12 protein-coding genes are annotated in these 17,188 nt (G+C 45.7%); 9 read left to right on the forward strand and 3 right to left on the reverse strand.

The genetic code is table 11. The features are described from left to right. Positions 1-912 (reverse strand): AraC family transcriptional regulator, encoded by a 912-nt coding sequence (locus MMB75_RS06505; RefSeq protein WP_019687335.1) that lies wholly within the window; start codon positions 910-912, stop codon positions 1-3. Positions 913-1,360: 448 nt separating this feature from the next. Here MMB75_RS06505 and MMB75_RS06510 point away from each other — a divergent pair, with 448 nt between their 5' ends. Continuing rightward, positions 1,361-2,347: an aldo/keto reductase gene (locus MMB75_RS06510; protein ID WP_045244610.1), complete on the forward strand. Its 987-nt coding sequence runs from the start codon at positions 1,361-1,363 to the stop codon at positions 2,345-2,347. A 122-nt stretch (positions 2,348-2,469) separates the two neighbouring features. Here the strand turns inward: MMB75_RS06510 and MMB75_RS06515 are convergent, their stop codons facing one another. Continuing rightward, entirely contained in the window at positions 2,470-4,704 is a 2,235-nt protein-coding gene (locus MMB75_RS06515) for an alpha-galactosidase (RefSeq protein ID WP_045244544.1), read from the reverse strand. Between the two features lie 502 nt (positions 4,705-5,206). On the opposite strand from MMB75_RS06515, the gene MMB75_RS06520 reads away from it, so the two are divergent. From MMB75_RS06520 to MMB75_RS06550, 7 genes are all read left to right on the forward strand, one after another. Beyond that, the gene (locus MMB75_RS06520) at positions 5,207-6,064 is read left to right on the forward strand and encodes a GRP family sugar transporter (protein ID WP_045244545.1); all 858 of its coding nucleotides are present in this window, start codon (positions 5,207-5,209) and stop codon (positions 6,062-6,064) included. Between the two features lie 103 nt (positions 6,065-6,167). Further along, positions 6,168-7,229 carry a LacI family DNA-binding transcriptional regulator gene (locus tag MMB75_RS06525; protein ID WP_080942680.1) on the forward strand — a complete coding sequence of 354 codons (1,062 nt, stop codon included), beginning with the start codon at positions 6,168-6,170 and terminating at the stop codon, positions 7,227-7,229. A gap of 52 nt (positions 7,230-7,281) precedes the next feature. After that, positions 7,282-8,454 (forward strand): Gfo/Idh/MocA family protein, encoded by a 1,173-nt coding sequence (locus MMB75_RS06530; RefSeq protein WP_016820828.1) that lies wholly within the window; start codon positions 7,282-7,284, stop codon positions 8,452-8,454. Between the two features lie 36 nt (positions 8,455-8,490). Beyond that, positions 8,491-9,219 (forward strand): ThuA domain-containing protein, encoded by a 729-nt coding sequence (locus tag MMB75_RS06535; RefSeq protein WP_016820829.1) that lies wholly within the window; start codon positions 8,491-8,493, stop codon positions 9,217-9,219. Positions 9,220-9,293: 74 nt separating this feature from the next. Beyond that, positions 9,294-10,400, forward strand: a complete 1,107-nt coding sequence (locus MMB75_RS06540; RefSeq protein ID WP_016820830.1) for a Gfo/Idh/MocA family protein — start codon at positions 9,294-9,296, stop codon at positions 10,398-10,400. 417 nt (positions 10,401-10,817) lie between these two features. Beyond that, a complete protein-coding gene (locus MMB75_RS06545; RefSeq protein ID WP_016820831.1) occupies positions 10,818-11,189 on the forward strand; it encodes a hypothetical protein in 372 nt (123 codons plus the stop codon). Positions 11,190-11,247: 58 nt separating this feature from the next. Beyond that, the gene (locus MMB75_RS06550; RefSeq protein ID WP_016820833.1) at positions 11,248-12,429 is read left to right on the forward strand and encodes a DUF4272 domain-containing protein; all 1,182 of its coding nucleotides are present in this window, start codon (positions 11,248-11,250) and stop codon (positions 12,427-12,429) included. Between the two features lie 73 nt (positions 12,430-12,502). Here the strand turns inward: MMB75_RS06550 and MMB75_RS06555 are convergent, their stop codons facing one another. Then, positions 12,503-15,259: an Ig domain-containing protein gene (locus MMB75_RS06555; RefSeq protein ID WP_260846292.1), complete on the reverse strand. Its 2,757-nt coding sequence runs from the start codon at positions 15,257-15,259 to the stop codon at positions 12,503-12,505. 311 nt (positions 15,260-15,570) lie between these two features. On the opposite strand from MMB75_RS06555, the gene MMB75_RS06560 reads away from it, so the two are divergent. Beyond that, positions 15,571-17,181, forward strand: coding sequence for a response regulator (locus MMB75_RS06560; RefSeq protein WP_016820838.1), 1,611 nt, complete (start codon positions 15,571-15,573; stop codon positions 17,179-17,181). The last annotated feature ends 7 nt before the right edge of the window (positions 17,182-17,188 follow it).

The raw sequence follows: 17,188 nt of genomic DNA on the forward strand, positions 1-17,188 counted from the left end.
TCATAGGACCTGGTCGTATTTTTCCCTCAATCGCTTGATGTCCGCTCTTGGGGGAGCACCGAACATGCGAGAGTATTCACGGCTAAATTGGGAAGAACTCTCGTAACCAATCCTGTAAGCGACATCCGCGGCATCCGCCGATTCAGCCATTAAGATACGACGGGCTTCCTGAAGTCTCAGCTGTTTCTGAAACTGGATCGGGCTCATGGAGGTTACTTCTTTAAAATGCCGATGGAATGAGGAAATGCTCATACTGGCGGTCTCTGCAAGATCTTCGATCCGAAAAGACTGATCCCAATGTTGAACAATATAGTCGATAGCTTCCCGGATTCGATAGGTGCTGCTTCCTTCGACCGCAATCTGAGCCAATTCGGCTCCATAGGGGCCCTGAAGGAGTCTGTACAGAATCTCTTTTGTGTAGAGTGGGGCGAGAAACGGGATTTCTTCTGGAGTATCCAGCAGGCGGGCAAGTCTAAGCACAGCATCCTGAATAGACGGTTCCATTCGGCCGACGAATAAGGCACGTTTGGCGTTTTCTTTTAATTTGACCTGGATTTTAGAATCGTTCAGTACCTCAAGGATCTGATTATGGGTAAATTCGAGCTTGAGACTTAGGTAAGGAGATCCTGGAGAAGCTTTTATAATTTGACCGATCACTGGCAGATTCATAGACGCGATCAGATAATCGGAAGGTCCATATTTGAAATTTTCCTGTGCCAGCAAAATTTCTTTCAAACCTTGAACAACAAAACAAAAGGAAGGTTTGTAAACCCGGTAAACAGGCTCGGTTTTGCTGGAATGCTGATAGAAAAAAAGGGAAGGAATTGCTGTTTCCCTCGAACTATTTTGAAGTGAGTGACGCTCGATCAAACTGGTGAGCTCTTTTTGTTGTTCAAGAATGTTCGCCGACATTCAAATCCTCCTTGCGAGTTTGTCTTGCTCCATTATAAAACGCAACTGCCTGTAACAAAAGTAGTGGTGATAGGATCAGGCAATCAATTAAGACAAATGAGATAACGCTTTGCTTCTTCTGTTTGGCATAATAAAACTAAACTCACAGAATCAAGCAAGGAGGTGGATAACGGAATAGGAAGTGGGTTCAAGATAACGGCATTTAACAAGAACAATTTTCAACAGAGGGAGAAGATGAATCATTTGAATCGTTGGTTTAGGAACTTATTGGTTCAAAGGCTTATCACATTAATAGAGTTTGAAGAGCATGAAGGTTTCAAACAATTATATAATAGTTCTCTTGACAGAATCGTAAGCCAATTAACTAAACAAAGATAATTAACATCTATAATTACCAACTCACTTGCTCGATAAAGATAAAATTGTATTAAAGGAAGGGGAATTCATGATGCAAAAGCGTAAATTGGGAAATAGCGGTCTGGAAGTTTCTGCGATGGGACTTGGATGCATGGGAATGAGCTACGGTTATGGCCCAGCTTCTGATCCAAAGAAAATGATCTCAGTCATTCGGGAAGCAGTCGAGCGCGGCGTAACTTTCTTTGATACCGCCGAAGTATACGGACCTTATACGAATGAGGAACTTTTAGGCGAAGCGCTTCTTCCTGTTCGCGACCAAGTCGTGATTGCCACGAAATTCGGCTTCCATATTCAGGATGGCAAGCAGTTCGGTATGAACAGTCGCCCTGAGCATATCAAGAAAGTTGCCGAAGCATCGCTTAAACGTCTCAAGATTGAAGCCATCGATCTGTATTATCAGCACCGGGTCGATCCAGATGTGCCAATTGAAGAGGTAGCGGGAGCCGTGCAAGATCTGATCCGAGAAGGAAAGGTGAAGCACTGGGGATTATCTGAAGCAGGAGTCCAGACGATCCGTCGAGCACACGCCGTTCAGTCGCTCACTGCAATTCAGAGTGAATATTCTCTGTGGTGGAGACGTCCAGAAGAGGAACTCCTTCCTGCGCTTGAAGAGCTCGGCATTGGCTTCGTTCCGTTCAGTCCTTTGGGCAAGGGTTACCTAACGGGGAGTTTTAACGCAGACACGACATTCAGTCATGGTGATTTGCGCAATATTCTTCCGCGTTTTACTTCAGAAGCGCTAGAGACCAATCAGGTGCTGGTGGACCTGCTTAAAGAGATGGCTGAGCAGTTAAAGGCAACACCAGCCCAAGTTGCACTCGCCTGGCTGCTTGCCCAAAAGCCGTGGATCGTTCCGATTCCGGGCACGCGGAAATTGAGTCGTTTGGAAGAAAATCTAGGTGCCGTGACCCTTCAGCTTACGTCTGAAGATGTGCGGAACATTAGCAACGCAGCTTCACAAATCACATTGATGGGCGCGAGATATACAGAGGAGTTGGAGAGAAGAACAGGTCTGTGATTTAATTGTTCAAGTCTTTCGTAGCTATCAGTATGGATTGAAGGAAACCCTTATTTTCAGAGAGTTGTACCGGGTAAAATCATCGAATTTACACGAAAATGATTTCACCCGGTACGATATGTTTAAGAGGAAGTCTCTTTAGTTAAAGTGAATAATTGAGATGAAAAATCACATTTCTCCGCAATATTAAAATCCTGGTCAGCCTGATAAGGCGGGGTGAGTATAAGTCCGATGTTCATTAACTCGCTGCCTGTAAAACGACGGTCCAGTTCTTCCACGAAATATACTGCCTTTTCGTCCAGTCCGATGAGCTTTAGCCTTGAATAAGCTGCATTGGGGCGCGAGAGCACCTGGTACCAGCCGACGAGAGCATGCTCACGTTCTGCATCAATAGTCATCCAAGCTGTCTCATTTTTTTCAAAAGGACTTAGCAGACGATAAAACGTTCCCTGGGTAACTAATCGTTGGTGACGTTTATACAATTGTATTTGCTTTTTGATTATATTGCACTCTTCCTCGGTCAAAGCTAATGGATCAAGTTCATAACCGAATACACCGAAGTAGGCGACATTTGATCTGGTTTGTAGTGGTGCAGTTCTGCCTACCTGGTGGTTCGGAATGGTTGACACATGAGCACCCATGCTGCTAAGCGGATAAGCCATGGAAGTGCCATACTGAATCTTAAGACGTTCAATAGCTTCGCTATCGTCGCTCGTCCATGTTTGCGGAGCATAATAAAGCATCCCTGGATCAAACCGTCCTCCACCGGAAGCACAGGACTCAAACAAAATCTCAGGGTATTTGGTAATCAGCTTCTCATATAAAGCATACACGCCTAGGACGTAACGATGGAAAAACTCGCCCTGTCTTTCCTTGCCAAGTGATAATGAATAGGCTTCTGAAATGCAGCGATTCATATCCCATTTTACATATTCGATATGAGCAGAAGAGAGCACGTCATCCATTAACTTAAACAGGTAATTCACAACAGGGGGTTGGGAATAATCAAGAACATACTGATGCCGTCCATGCTTGCGTTTACGCCCGGGTGTTCCCACAACCCAGTCTGGATGTTCCCTCATAATATGAGAGTCGGAGTTAACCATTTCCGGCTCGAACCAAAGACCGAATTTCATACCGAGCTCATTGATCTTCTTTGCCAAATTCGAGATTCCGTTCGGTAGCTTTTCACGATTTTCAAACCAGTCACCGAGTGAGGAAGTATCATTGTTTCTTTGACCGAACCAACCGTCATCCAAGACAAAGAGCTCAATCCCTAGTTCACTTGCTTTTTTAGCCATATCCACTATTTTCTTCTCGGTAAAATCAAAGTAGGTTCCCTCCCAGTTATTGATTAATACAGGTCGTTCCCGTTCGGCCCAGCTACTACGAATTAAGTGTTTATTGTATAGGCGATGGAACGCCTGGCTCATTCCGTTCAAACCGTTCTGTGAGTAGACCATAACTGCTTCAGGCGAATAAAAACATTCTCCAGGCTTCAGAGTCCAGCAGAATTTGTCAGGATGAATACCGAGGCTCAGTCGGGTAGTTGAGTAGCTGTCCACTTCCGCCTGGGCAAGAAAGTTTCCACTGTAGACGAGATTAACTGCATATACTTCTCCTTGGTGTTCCTGAGACCCCGGTTTGGCAAGCGCCATGAATGGATTGTGAATATGACTACTAATTCCTCGTGTGCTCCCAATGGACTGAACACCTGGTCTGAGTGGTGTACGCTCCACATGTCGTTCCCTACCCCATGCCCCCGACAAATGAATAAATTCATATTCGGAGTCAGGAAGATCAAGGCTCATGCTCATTAGACGGTTGACTCTCAGAGTACTATTTCCGGAGTTCGTTATGGATACGGATCTCGTGATTACAGGCAGTTCATTGAAGATGGTGTAAGCAAGTACGGCAACCGCCCCTGTAAGGGAATCGGTCAGCGTGATCAGGAGTGTCTCTGCTTCATCTGCTTCCTTACAAAACGTAGCAGGGAGATGGGGGATTTTAGGTTTCCCCGTGATGACCTCGTAACGGTCAAAAATGAACTCCATGACATGAGAACCATCCTCCTGTATGATCTCAACTGCTGGTTCTCTAAAGTCTCCACTTCCCGAAGAAGGAAATTCCTGCTTAATGCTTTCCAATGATGTTACCAAGTCGCCATCAAATTCACCGACAGACACAGAGCGGTAGCTTCGTTCAATAAAACGGTCATATTGACCTAGGTACTCCATTTTTTTGCCATAATATAAATGCTCCAATTGCCCGTTCTCCATGACACGGAAAAGATAACTGCAGTATTTGTTCGTTAAGTGAAATGTACGTTCCTTTGGGTTAACTTGTATACTAGCCATGTACATAGCTCCTTTCAAAATATAACAGACCTGTTGAAAGCGTTATTATTGAACTCAGCATAACAAAGCCAGGGATAGAAAATACATTACTTTTTTTAAGCGTATTATGGGAAAAACAAAGAATCTTCCAAAGGGGATTTATAGTTAGGTTCAACCTTATTTCTTGTTATTTGTCATCCTTAACTTATGCTATAGTGATAAATTAACAAACATAGATTCTATGTTGGGAAAAGTACGAGGAAGGTGCGAATGGACCAGAATATGATTTTCAGGATTTGGATACACATCCCAGTTCAGAGCTTAAAAATATATTGGATCTGATTCTATATAATTGTGGGAGAAGCACATATAGGGAACAACTTCTTTGGTTTTACTATATAAATCTATAAAAATATTAGTATTTGAAAGCGGTTTTTTTTGCTATCGTAAAATTGTTGGTTTTTTCCTGCATGGTATTTTTAGCGATTGTAGGAAGAGTACTTTTGCGGGAGGAGAACCGTGCGTGGATTTCTTAACTGCTTTTATTCCAGCTGTCGGCTGGGGAGTCATGCCGATATTGGCGTATATGACTAAAGCCAGTCCCCGAGAACAGCTGACAGGTACTGTTATTGGTGCTGTGTTGTTTGCCCTGTGCTTGTATATCATTCAGCCAGCTTCATTAGCACCGATTCCTTTTGTGATAAGTTTTATATCCGGTATTTTCTGGGCCGCTGGACAATTGCTCCAGTTTCGATCTTTCCAAAAAGTAAGCGCATCCATTGCCATTCCTGTAATTTGCGGTCTACAGTTGATAGGGACGACGCTATTTGCCGCACTTATCTTGGGTGAATGGATAACAGGTTACCAATATGGGATGGGTGTTGGTTCTCTTCTATGTATTTTGGCGGGAGTTCTATTCACCAGCTATCAGGGCAAGTCTGCTGGGCTGTCTAAGCCTTTGCCGTTACGAATTATTATGATGCTGGTTTGCTCCGGGTTAGCGTTAAGCAGTTATGTAGTTATCAATCAGTACTTTAATATATTGGAGCTGTCCATCATTCTGCCGCAATCGCTCGGGATGTTATGCTCGGCCATAGTCATAAATCTGAAAGGCAAACATCGGCTGCGATTCTCTCCAGTACTTCGCAATTTGTCTACAGGATTGGTTTGGAGCATTGCTAATCTAGCACTATTTATTTCCAACGGTTTGATCGGCATGGCGGCTAGTTTTCCGATCTCTCAAGCGAGCATTGCGATTGCTTGTGTCGGTAGCATTTTAATATTTAAGGAAAAGAAAAGCTCTCAGGAATGGATAGCTATACTTGTGGGAATTACGGTGCTGATGATAGGAGTGGGAATGATCAGCCTGATTAAGCCCTAGAGAGAATTTGTGGAGAAAAAAGCTTATATATCCATAGGGCACGCTTTTCGGGATTGACAGAGGTATAGCAGCATGAGAAAATGTACGCGCGTACATAAAATGATTGGAGGTGGGAAATATCGTTTCGCGCAAGGAAGTAGCAGAACTCGCTGGCGTGTCTGAAGCGACGGTGTCTCGAGTATTGAACGCGACCGGTCCTATTAAGGAAGATACGCGGAAAAGGGTCCTGGACGTTGCCAATCAACTTGGATATGTTCCCAGTGCATTGGCCCGCAACTTTGCCCGAAGCAAGAGTGGCCATCTTGGTGTGGTTATGCCCTATGTCCCGAAGGCGCATCTGTTCTCTGCTTATTTTTTCTCTGAGATGCTGAGCGGCATCGGCAATAAAGCCAGAGACAGCGGGCTCGATCTACTACTATTATTCCGAAAACCGGGGGAACGGATGGACTACAGCAGTCTTTTCCGTCAGCAGAAGGTGGACAGTTGTATCATCCTTGGAGCAAGAGATGACCACGATGAGGTGGAGGCTCTGAAGAGACTTCAGCAAGAGGGGCGACCGTTCTGTGTCATGAATCACCATTTCGAAGGGCAGTCGTTCTGTGAAGTGGATGCAGACCATGTAGAAGGAAGCCGGGTGGCCGTTAGTCATCTCATTGAGCAGGGGTGCAAGCGGATAGCCTTTCTCAACGGTCCGGATATCTATTCCAACAGTACGGAGCGCTTGAAGGGTTATCTCATCGCGCTTCAGGAGGCTGGTATTGAATATGACTATGAGCTGATTCTGCAAGGCAATTACAGTCGTCGAAGCGGGCTGGAAGCGTCGGCTACCATCGCAGACAAATTAGATGATATTGATGCCGTATTTGCGGCGAACGACCGGATGGCCCTCGGCGTAATGCAGGGTCTCCGTGAGCGCGGACTGGCAATTGACCAGTTCCCAGCATTTGTGGGCTATGACGATTCGGATGCGGCTGAGATGGCTGTTCCCCCACTAAGCAGTGTTCGTGTTCCTTTTTATGAGATGGGGGAGCTTGCAGCCTCGAAGCTTATACCCGATTCTCAGGACCACATTCCGGCTCTGGAACTGACTGCGACTGGGTGCGACTCAATAAGAGAACTTCTGTCCACAGAGCTGATTATCAGGGCGTCATCCATTCGTCAATAACACCATTCATCAATAATTCGTTGAAACTCATACCTATAAGGAGGATCACGACATGTCTAATCGTCTTCGTATTGGAATGGTTGGCTACAAATTTATGGGCAAGGCTCACAGCAACGCTTACCGTAGTCTACCTATGTTCTTCCCAGATGCCCCGCTGCAGCCAGAGATGTCCGTCATCTGTGGACGTAACGAGCAGGGGGTTCAGGCGGCTGCCCGCCAGTTCGGCTGGACCGAGAGTGTTACGGATTGGCGTGATCTAGTGAAACGTAACGATATTGATCTCATTGACATTAACGCCCCGAGTAATGCTCATAAGGAAATTGTTATCGAGGCTGCCCTCCATGGCAAGCATCTGTTTTGTGAGAAGCCGCTTGCGCTTTCACTGGCAGATTCCCGTGACATGTTGCAGGCAGCAGAGAAAGCAGGAGTCAACCATATGATTGGCTTCAACTACCGCTTTTCTCCGGCTGTCCAGCTGGCGAAGCAGCTCGTCGAAAGCGGTCGCCTAGGCAAAATCTATCATTTCCGTGCGTTTTTCCTTCAAGACTGGATCATGGACCCGTCCTTTCCGCTGGTATGGCGGTTGCAAAAAGAAGTGGCCGGTTCTGGCTCTCATGGAGACCTTGGCGCCCATCTGATTGATCTCGCTCGGTTTCTGGTCGGCGAGTTCGACGAAGTTATCGGCATGAGCGAGACGTTCATCAAACAGCGTCCGCTGGCTATGGAGATGAGCGGATTGAGCTCCAAAAGGAGTACCGAGGCCAATGCACCAATGGGAGAAGTGACGGTCGATGATGCCACGCTGTTCCTAGCACGCTTTGCTGGAGGTGCGCTGGGCAGCTTCGAGGCCACACGCTTTGCTGCCGGACATCGGAGCACAAATTCATTCGAAATCAACGGTAGTCTAGGCAGTGTACGGTTTGACTTTGAGCGGATGAATGAACTGGAAGTGTATTTCACACAGGATGAGGAAGACGTTCAGGGCTTCCGCCGCGTGCTCGCCACCGATCCAGCACACAAGTATTCCGAAGCCTGGTGGCCTGCAGGACATACAATCGGATTTGAGCATACCTTCACCCACGAGATGCTTGAGATGTTGAGTGCCATCTCCGAAGGACGGCAACCTTCGCCGAATTTCCACGACGGGGTCGCTTGTCAGGCTGTGCTTGAAGCAGTAGAACGATCTATAAAGGAACGTCGCTGGGTATCCATTGAAGAAATGTAGTATAACAACACATTCCGAAAGGTGAGTGGATTATAGATGCGCAAGGCACTGATTGTATGGGGTGGATGGAACGGACATGAGCCGGAGCAGGTGGCGGCTATTTTTGAACGCATTTTAAAGGAAGAACAGTTCGAGGTGGAGGTGTCTAATACCCTTGATGCCTACCAGGATGCGGAGAAACTGCTTGGCCTGGACCTGATCATTCCAATGTGGACTATGGGCCAGATCGAGCAGGAACTAGTCAATAATGTCTCAGCAGCGGTTCAAAGCGGTGTAGGTCTGGCAGGCTGTCACGGTGGCATGTGTGATGCCTTTCGGAACAACGTGGACTGGCAGTTCATGACAGGTGGGCAATGGGTTGCTCATCCCGGTAATGATGGAGTGGAGTATATGGTGAACATAAAGCGTGGCTCCAGCCCGCTGCTGGACCATATTGAGGATTTTCAGGTCAAAAGCGAGCAGTACTACCTCCATGTAGACCCTGCAGTTGAGGTGCTGGCAACCACACGCTTCCCGGTCGTACCGGGACCTCATTCGGCTAATGGGCCGGTGGATATGCCTGTTGTATGGACAAAGCGGTGGGGAAGCGGACGCGTATTCTACAATTCGCTAGGTCATCACGCAGATATCATAGATATACCTCAAGTGACCGAGATGATGCGCAGCGGGTTCCTGTGGACCGCGGCAGGCAAACAGGCAGCGACCAGCTACGGTAGCTCGCTGGCAGAGGCATACACGGGTATGGCAGACAACCAGCAGCAGTAGCGCGAACAGGATGGTATCCGATGTAATAAAAGAACGCCATTATCCATTTTTTCTAAAGGAGAAGGGAGTCCAGCATGAACAAAATGAAAGTAGGCATTATCGGATGTGGTAAAATTAGCGGAATTTACATGGAAAATTGCCATCGTTTCGACATTCTGGAGCTGTTCGCAGTAGCGGATCTGGACCAAAGTCGAGCAGAGGAGCAGGCGATAGCGTTCAACGTTCCGAACGTATATACAGTAGATGAGATTTTAGCTGATCCGCAGATCGAACTTATCATTAATTTGACCATTCCGGCCGTTCACGCCGAGGTGTGTCTCAGAGCTCTTGCGGCTGGCAAGCATGTCTATGTGGAGAAGCCACTTGCCGTCACCCGTGAGCAGGGCCAGGCTGTCTTGGATCTTGCTCGTCAAAAAGGACTACTTGTTGGCTGCGCACCGGAAACTTTCTTCGGTTCCGGTATACAGACATCATTGAAGCTGATTGAGGACGGTGTCATTGGGAATCCAGTAGCTGCTACAGCTTTCATGATGAGCCGTGGGCATGAACATTGGCATCCCGATCCTGAATTTTATTATGCAGTCGGGGGCGGGCCGATGTTTGATATGGGCCCTTATTACTTGACGGCTCTGGTACAACTGCTGGGACCGATTACTGCTATTTCGGGCATGACCAGCAAGGCGATGGATCAGCGAACAATTACGAGCGAGAAAAAGAAAGGCCAGACCATCCCAGTCGATATTCCGACCCATGTAGCCGGATTGCTGCGCTTTAAGCAGGGGGCTGTCGGCACGCTGATTACCAGCTTTGACATCTTTGGTGGAAGCACTCTGCCACCGATCGAGGTATATGGAACGCATGGCACGCTACAGGTGCCTGACCCGAACACGTTCGGAGGACCAGTTCGCTATAGACTGTTAGGCGAGCAAGAATGGACAGAGGCACCGCTGCAGCCGGGATACAAGGAGAATACACGGGGTATCGGTGTTGCCGATATGGCCTATGCTCTCCGTAGCGGACGGCCTCACCGCGCTAGCGGGGAACTGGCCTACCATGTGCTGGAAGCGATGTGGGCGTTCCATGACTCTTCCGATCAAGAGACCTTTTATACGATGCAGAGCACCTGTCAGCGCCCGTCGGCTTTACCGGAAAACCTGCCCTTGTATACATTAGATGTGTAAACGAGTATCAGTCTGAAGCTGACCTGCAGCATACAAGAATTATAAGACTGGAGGGCTGTCCCAAAAGTCGGTCTGGGATTTGCACATTCTGCTTTGACTATTTATTACTTAAAAAAGAAGGCTCCAGCCCCGATTTGACTGCGGCTTAGGAGTCTTCTTAGTTAACTTTCAAGACATCATGCTCCAATCATTTTGAGCCTTGAACAAAATTTTTATGCTATAAAACAATAACATCACTACTACGAGGAATGCGCTAGAACGGACCTTTTAGCTTGATTAGTTCTGTAATTTCGCTCTAATATAAAAGAAACATCAGCTGGACATCAATGTATTCTTAATACGGTGGCGCTGTGAATGTATTCTTGATAATTCAAGAAAAATATCAGATCAATTTCAATTTTTGAAGAGGGTGAAAATATGTGTAGATATGCAATGTACGGTCCATACAAAGATATCTTTGCCTGCTTTACTTGTAGGAAGGTGTATAAGCAAACATCCCGCTTTGAGATGCCAAAGGATGAATATGAGCGGCTTGTTCATATCTGTCCGCAATGCCAGACGCCCATGCATGACATGGGTCATGATTTTCAGGCCCCGAAGCAAACGGATATCAAGCAGTGGAAAAAGGTAGAGCTTCTGTATCGAAACGGATACTCTTACCATTCCTGTGGGTGTGGCGGTCCTGGGTACAGACCTTCCCGGTTGCAAGATGTTCCTGAATTTCTGAAGGAACAGCGAAGGTTTGAGAATGAGGGAGAGGCATTACTGCATCGAATTTTGCAGAGTTAGTTGAATCGTGCCCATAACAAACATCGGCTATTCGTAGTATTTTCATAAGGAGGTCATCATGAGAAATTGTGCGCTTTACAGCTCAACCTTTGATCAGGATCAGGTTGAGACACTATTAAAGTCGATTTATCCCAACAACAAGATACACGTGAATGAAAGCAAAACTAAGTTTGAGGTCAAAAGCCGGGGCTGGTTTAGTAGAAAGATCAAAGGATTTAACATAATGACCAGCAAAACGAATCCGGAGGAGTTTGCCTCCATGCTTAACGGAATGATAAACTTTTTTAGTCAAATTCCTGCTGAAAACGAACAGTTGCAGCAAAAGCTGTTGATCAAAATGAGTACGCTGAATATGGTGATTGGTGTGGAGACTGAGGAGGATATATCTGAAGCTTTTTTTGCCGAATTACTTGCTATCATAAATTCGCTGGATGGACTGATGTTCCGGGGTGGCGGTGATTTGCTTGCACCTGACGGAAGTCTGCTACTAGATGTGAATGGACGTTCGGAAGTGGAAGATTATACAGTGACTGCTCATGTTAGTTATTTGTACGGAGAGGATCAAATTAGCGAATCCGGGATGGAGCGAAAGCTGCAGTCAGAAAAGATATTGCTCGATCAAGGCTTTACGCAAATGCCGCCGATCCCAGGAAGGCTAGGAGATGAAGCCGCAGACAGCATCCGTTCCCTTAAGGAAGTGGCTGGCCGTGCCGTTGCTTTGTGTATTGTAGCCCTGAAAGGCGAGTGTATCGGTGCAGGCGAAAACATGGATGATACGAATCGAATGATAAATCAAGTGACTGATCAGTATGGCGCGGACCGTTTCTTTTCACCAGAAGAGAAGAGGTTCCTATCCAATGAGTATGACGATGAGTCAGAGGGTGTCCAGTTCTCCTGGCGTTATGAAGGCTTTTGGACTCTGTTATGGGCTTTGGGCCATCTTGAGAAGCTAGGTGACCCAACTGGTATTTGCGACGTGCCATTGTCTGTTTCAAAGTTGCAGCAATTTGACTCATTTGAGGCTTTTCTGTCAAGCTCAAGGCTGCGCAGTAGCAAGGAAATTTTAGATGAAGCCGATTTAATCTGTCGTTACGACTGGATGTGTGTGGATAGCCGCATTCATAAACAGCCAGCCCCTGGAAATCTGGATGATGGTGTAGTGTATGAACGTCATCGTGTGCTAAAATGGCTCACTGGTTACATGGGACAGAATTGGGATGATGTGCGCACAGATACATAATAGGAAGCGTAAGAAAGCATCAATCCTCTACCAAATAGGTAGAGGATTGTTTGTTTGGTGTGGGGCACTTTACTTAAAATTCATGACGTTGACCGTAAATTCGCAATTCACTGATCTCAAACATCGTACTTTGCGGCTCGATTATCGCCAGCTTGAAAAAGCGGAAAGGGGTGTTTTTATACTCATCCCTCACGTAAAGCCGTTGCTTTTCTTCGGTTCGTACAGTGAGCTGATCCGTCAAACGGGTCCAATTCTTCTCATCATTCGAGCCAAACACGGCAAGACCGGAGATCCGTTCGGGAAAGCTTCTTCTGCCTTGGACCTCGAAAACATGCGCATTGATTTTAAACTTACTTCCAAAGTCAAGGGTATGGTACTGATTCGAAGCCAATCCGTAAGCGACATAACTGTTGTCATTATGATCCGTGAGACTTGATAAATAATTGCCGAAGGAAGACGTAGATAGCATCTTCACAAAGTTGAGGCTTCCATCCTGCAAATTGATATTTAGAAGCTCTAATCCTTCTACTGCCTCACGAACGGTTTGCAATTTGGCATAAAACGCTGCATCTGTATCCGTTGCAATATGATTGATAACGTCTGTATATGCATTTGTGTAAGTCGCAAGGGAGGCTGACACATAATTCTCAGCCGAATTATATCCGGTGGTAGCTGCAGTAACAGCAGATGGTCGGTCAGCTGTCACCTCAATTTTTACATGTTTCGTAGCTAATGAGGTTCCGTCGCTGACCACGACGGTAAAAGAACTTGTTCCGATTTGCGTAGGAGTCCAAGTGAAGGCGCCGGTGTGGGCATCCAAGATGGCGCCCTTAGGCCCATCTGCCATTTCATAGGTAATGATACCTGAAGCGCTCGAATCCGTAGCCGAAAAATCTGCGTTGATCGTTCCGCCTGTATACGTAAATAGGTTCAGTGTGGATGAACCGGAGGCAAACGCTGGAACGGACAACTGGCTACCCGCCAGGACATGGAAGTGATCCAGGTCTACCTGGGCACCGATTCCCTTTACCTTCATATACATAAGACTATAGTTTTCATCCATCTGAGCATATGAAACTCTGTCGATGGACATATCAAAGGTGACATATCTCCATTGTCCTTTTGTATCCGGCAGCGAAATCGTATGGAAAGGAACAGAGTTTTTTTCTTTACTTAGTTCAAGAGTTGCGATTCCTTGGGTCCTGATTTTCAAGCCGATGAGTTTGGTGGAGGTTCGCTGACCGAAGGAAAGATTCAAAGGTACAATAGTGCTGCCCTCGTCCGTTGCTGTAATTTCCACATAGGAAATTGTACCTTCCTGCTTGGTTGTCGAACGGCTGTCAAGAGCCGTGTATCGGTCTTCAATTTCTACTACAGCATCACTTGTCATTTCCTTCGGGACATTATTTGACCCCTCCAAAACGGCTGCCGGAGGAATATACAACCAGAAATCACCGCCTCCGTCTGGACTCTCCCATGCTTTGGATAGTGTACCTTTGTAATAATAATTTGGTGGGATACGTTTTCTAAACGCTTCATAAAAGTATGGCGCCTTCTCTGAGAGATTGACTCCTTTGCTGTAAGTATAATAGTAGTATATGTCCCAAAACTGGGCGGTGTTCATTCTACCTCTATAAAAATCGGATATCGTCCTATAGATGCCCATTGGGTTACCATTCGCATCCATGGTATAAACCACTGGGGTCCAAGGGGTATCATATCCCAACATGTATTGCCAAAAATAATTGGCTGCCGTCAGAATTCGGTGATCCAGAAAATCAAAAATATCCACCGCATTCGGAGCATTTGAGACCGTGCCTTTTACCGGATCTATTTTTGTACCTTGGGCAAGAAGCATTCGGGAAATAATCGCTGCATTTGTAATGTCTCCCGCGCCGTGAGCCTGGTCCCTGCCCATTTCCACGTGCTGGATGACCGGTTTATCCAGTTTCTCTCCCGTTACAGAATTGGTGTCAACTAGACGAAATAGTTGTTTAATTGAGCCGTTAATTCCTTGATCTGTTGCCGTTTTGTTCACAGTAAACCATTCTACAGCCTCTTCATATCTATCGGTGTTGTCTGTAAAAATATATCCTGCCATAGCTCCCAGCAGGGGATAAGTGTGTTGGTTCATGAAATGATTGTTATCGTGAAGAAACGTTTCCGTAACCGGAATAATGAGATTGTTGCTGAAATTGGCCGTATCCTGGTCCGTCCACCTCAAGGATTCCGTCTTGCAACTGGAGTACCGCAATATCTCTGCGGCTGTTACCATCCGGTTCAGCGGAATCCCAGTATGAATGTGAGCATCGGTGAAATAGGTGTATTTCGCAGGGTCCATTTGGGACCAAATGCGAATAATGCGCATAGCATTAGCCCGGTAGATTTCATCGCCTGAAATATAATATAGCAGCGCTTGTGTATACGCTTTCAAACCATCGGATATAAATCGCGAGTTAAAACTCTGGCTGTTAAAAGCATCACTGGCCGGTTTCGTTGGTTCCATAGGATTTTGGTTGCTTGATGTAATCGACTTTGAGGTGGTTGACGATACCAACATGGCCTTATAATACGAATACCAGGGTTCCTGCTTCGCCATAATTTGTGCCCGCATGTTTTCAAGAATGTCCTTGGTTACTCCGATCCCGGGATGCAGAAATCCGTTGTTGGTTGTTTCCATAATTTCTACAGCATCGGTTGCCTTCGGCAGTTCCATTGTAGACAACGAAGCAGATGCTGGCGACCAAGGTATACATATGGCGGCAAAAATTAGGGCAGAAAAAAGGGCTGTCATTCGTCTCCACATACTCATTTGGTATAGTTTATACATTCTGTTCAGAAAATCTCCTCCTTTGCTGTTTATTCAAGAAACACAATAGCAGAATGGAGAAGGAGAGGTATGCTGTTTTTTTTAGAGAAATATGCAGAAAAACTAGTGAATTCCAACAACACATGCAACTATTGGCTGAAGTCCACAACTGGAGTAGAGGCCAGCATATTCAAACAATTGGTTAAAAAAACCACACATAAAGATGCAATAAGTTCATTTATATGTTTTCATTCGCATGATATTTTATGAAACAAAAATAGGGTTTAAGAACATACAAACAAGTAATAAGCTCAAGCAAGGAGGACTTATTCATGAAAACTATTAAATTATTGCTTGCAGACGATGAACCTGTCATATTACGCGGCTTAAAAAAACTGATTTCCTGGAAAGAGCTTGGGATTACCATTGTTGGTGAAGCTAATGATGGGAAAGAACTCCGCGATCTAATACGTATACATGAACCTCACCTCATTATCAGCGATATTAGCATGCCAGGTGGAAGCGGCATTGATATTATTTCAGAATTGAATGAACAAGGATTCCATGCCAAAGTTATTTTTATCAGCGCTTTTCAAGAATTTGTCTATGCCCGTCAAGCTATTCAGTTAGGAGCGCTGGATTATCTGGTAAAACCTATAAATAAAAATCAGCTCGAAAAGGTAATAGCAAAGGCAGCCTCAATCCTCCGGGAAGAATCCAACGGTGAGCGCAATAAAGAGATGTTGACTTATTACGAAAAAAAGAATCGCTCGACAACAATAGAACAGCTGCTTGACGGGTTGTTGGATGGGGAACAAAAGACACTCACCGCACTCACACAAATGGGAGCCATAGCGATAAGCCGATTGACTACCGTGTGTGTGCTGGAGATTGATGAGAATACCAACAGCTCACAGTGGGAGGAGCGGGAACGCAATCTAGTAAACTTTGCCTTATCCAATATCATTAGAGAGACATTAGATCAGGAACTGAACGCGGGCAACGGATTGCTGGTTCAGAAAGAAGGGGGCTTTGCACTTCTAATCCAACATGAACAGAGAGAATACCCCCTACAACTGGCCACTGACCTTCACCATAAAATTAACAGCTATTTAAAACTGAGCATTTCGTGCGGCATAGGGCTCAGTGTAACGAGCATTGAAGAAACAGCGAAATCCTATCGCTCTGCTTTGAAAGCGCTTAAAATAAATTATTTTATAGGAATGAATCAAGTCATTCGGTATGGAGACGAGCTCACGAGGGTCCAGCCAGAGAATAGAACCATTACAGAGCTTCAATCTGATTTGGTCAAAGCGCTGATTAACCAGCAGAAGGAACAGCTTCAACTACTGATAGAGCAGTTACTTGAGCAGATCAGGATTCAAACCGGGGAGAATAAGAACTTGGCCATTTCGGGGGTTTACAACTCTATCTTGACCATCAATCAGGAGCTTACAGAGATCGGGGGAGGAATGGAATACATTAGTAGCAAGCAAGGAGCCCTACTGGAAAGACTGGCGCCTTGTCCTTCCTACGCCGATGTTGCTCATGTTGTTGAGGAGATTTTATCGGAAATGCTGCAGCAGCTTGCAAGCAAGCTGACAAGAAAAGAAAGTGCATTGCTTATCAAGATTAAGACCTATATTGAAGAGCATTATGCAAGTAATATAACGCTGGAGTCCATGGCTGCTCTTTTTTATATGAACTCTTACTATTTTAGCAGCTTTTTCAAGAAGCATACCGGCAAAAATTTTAAAAACCACGTCACTGATGTGCGAATGAAACATGCCCTCAAGCTGCTTATAGAGAGTGATCTGATGGTGTACGAAATTGCCGAGCAAGTAGGATATAACAATGTGAGGCATTTCAGCGATATGTTCAAAAAAAAGTTCGGCAAGGTGCCGCAAGAGTATCGGCAATCCTTCCGCCAACCACAATCATAATGAAGTA

Origin of the sequence: Paenibacillus sp. P2(2022) (genome assembly GCF_029522175.1) — a bacterium.
In the GTDB taxonomy this organism is placed as follows: domain Bacteria; phylum Bacillota; class Bacilli; order Paenibacillales; family Paenibacillaceae; genus Paenibacillus; species Paenibacillus polymyxa.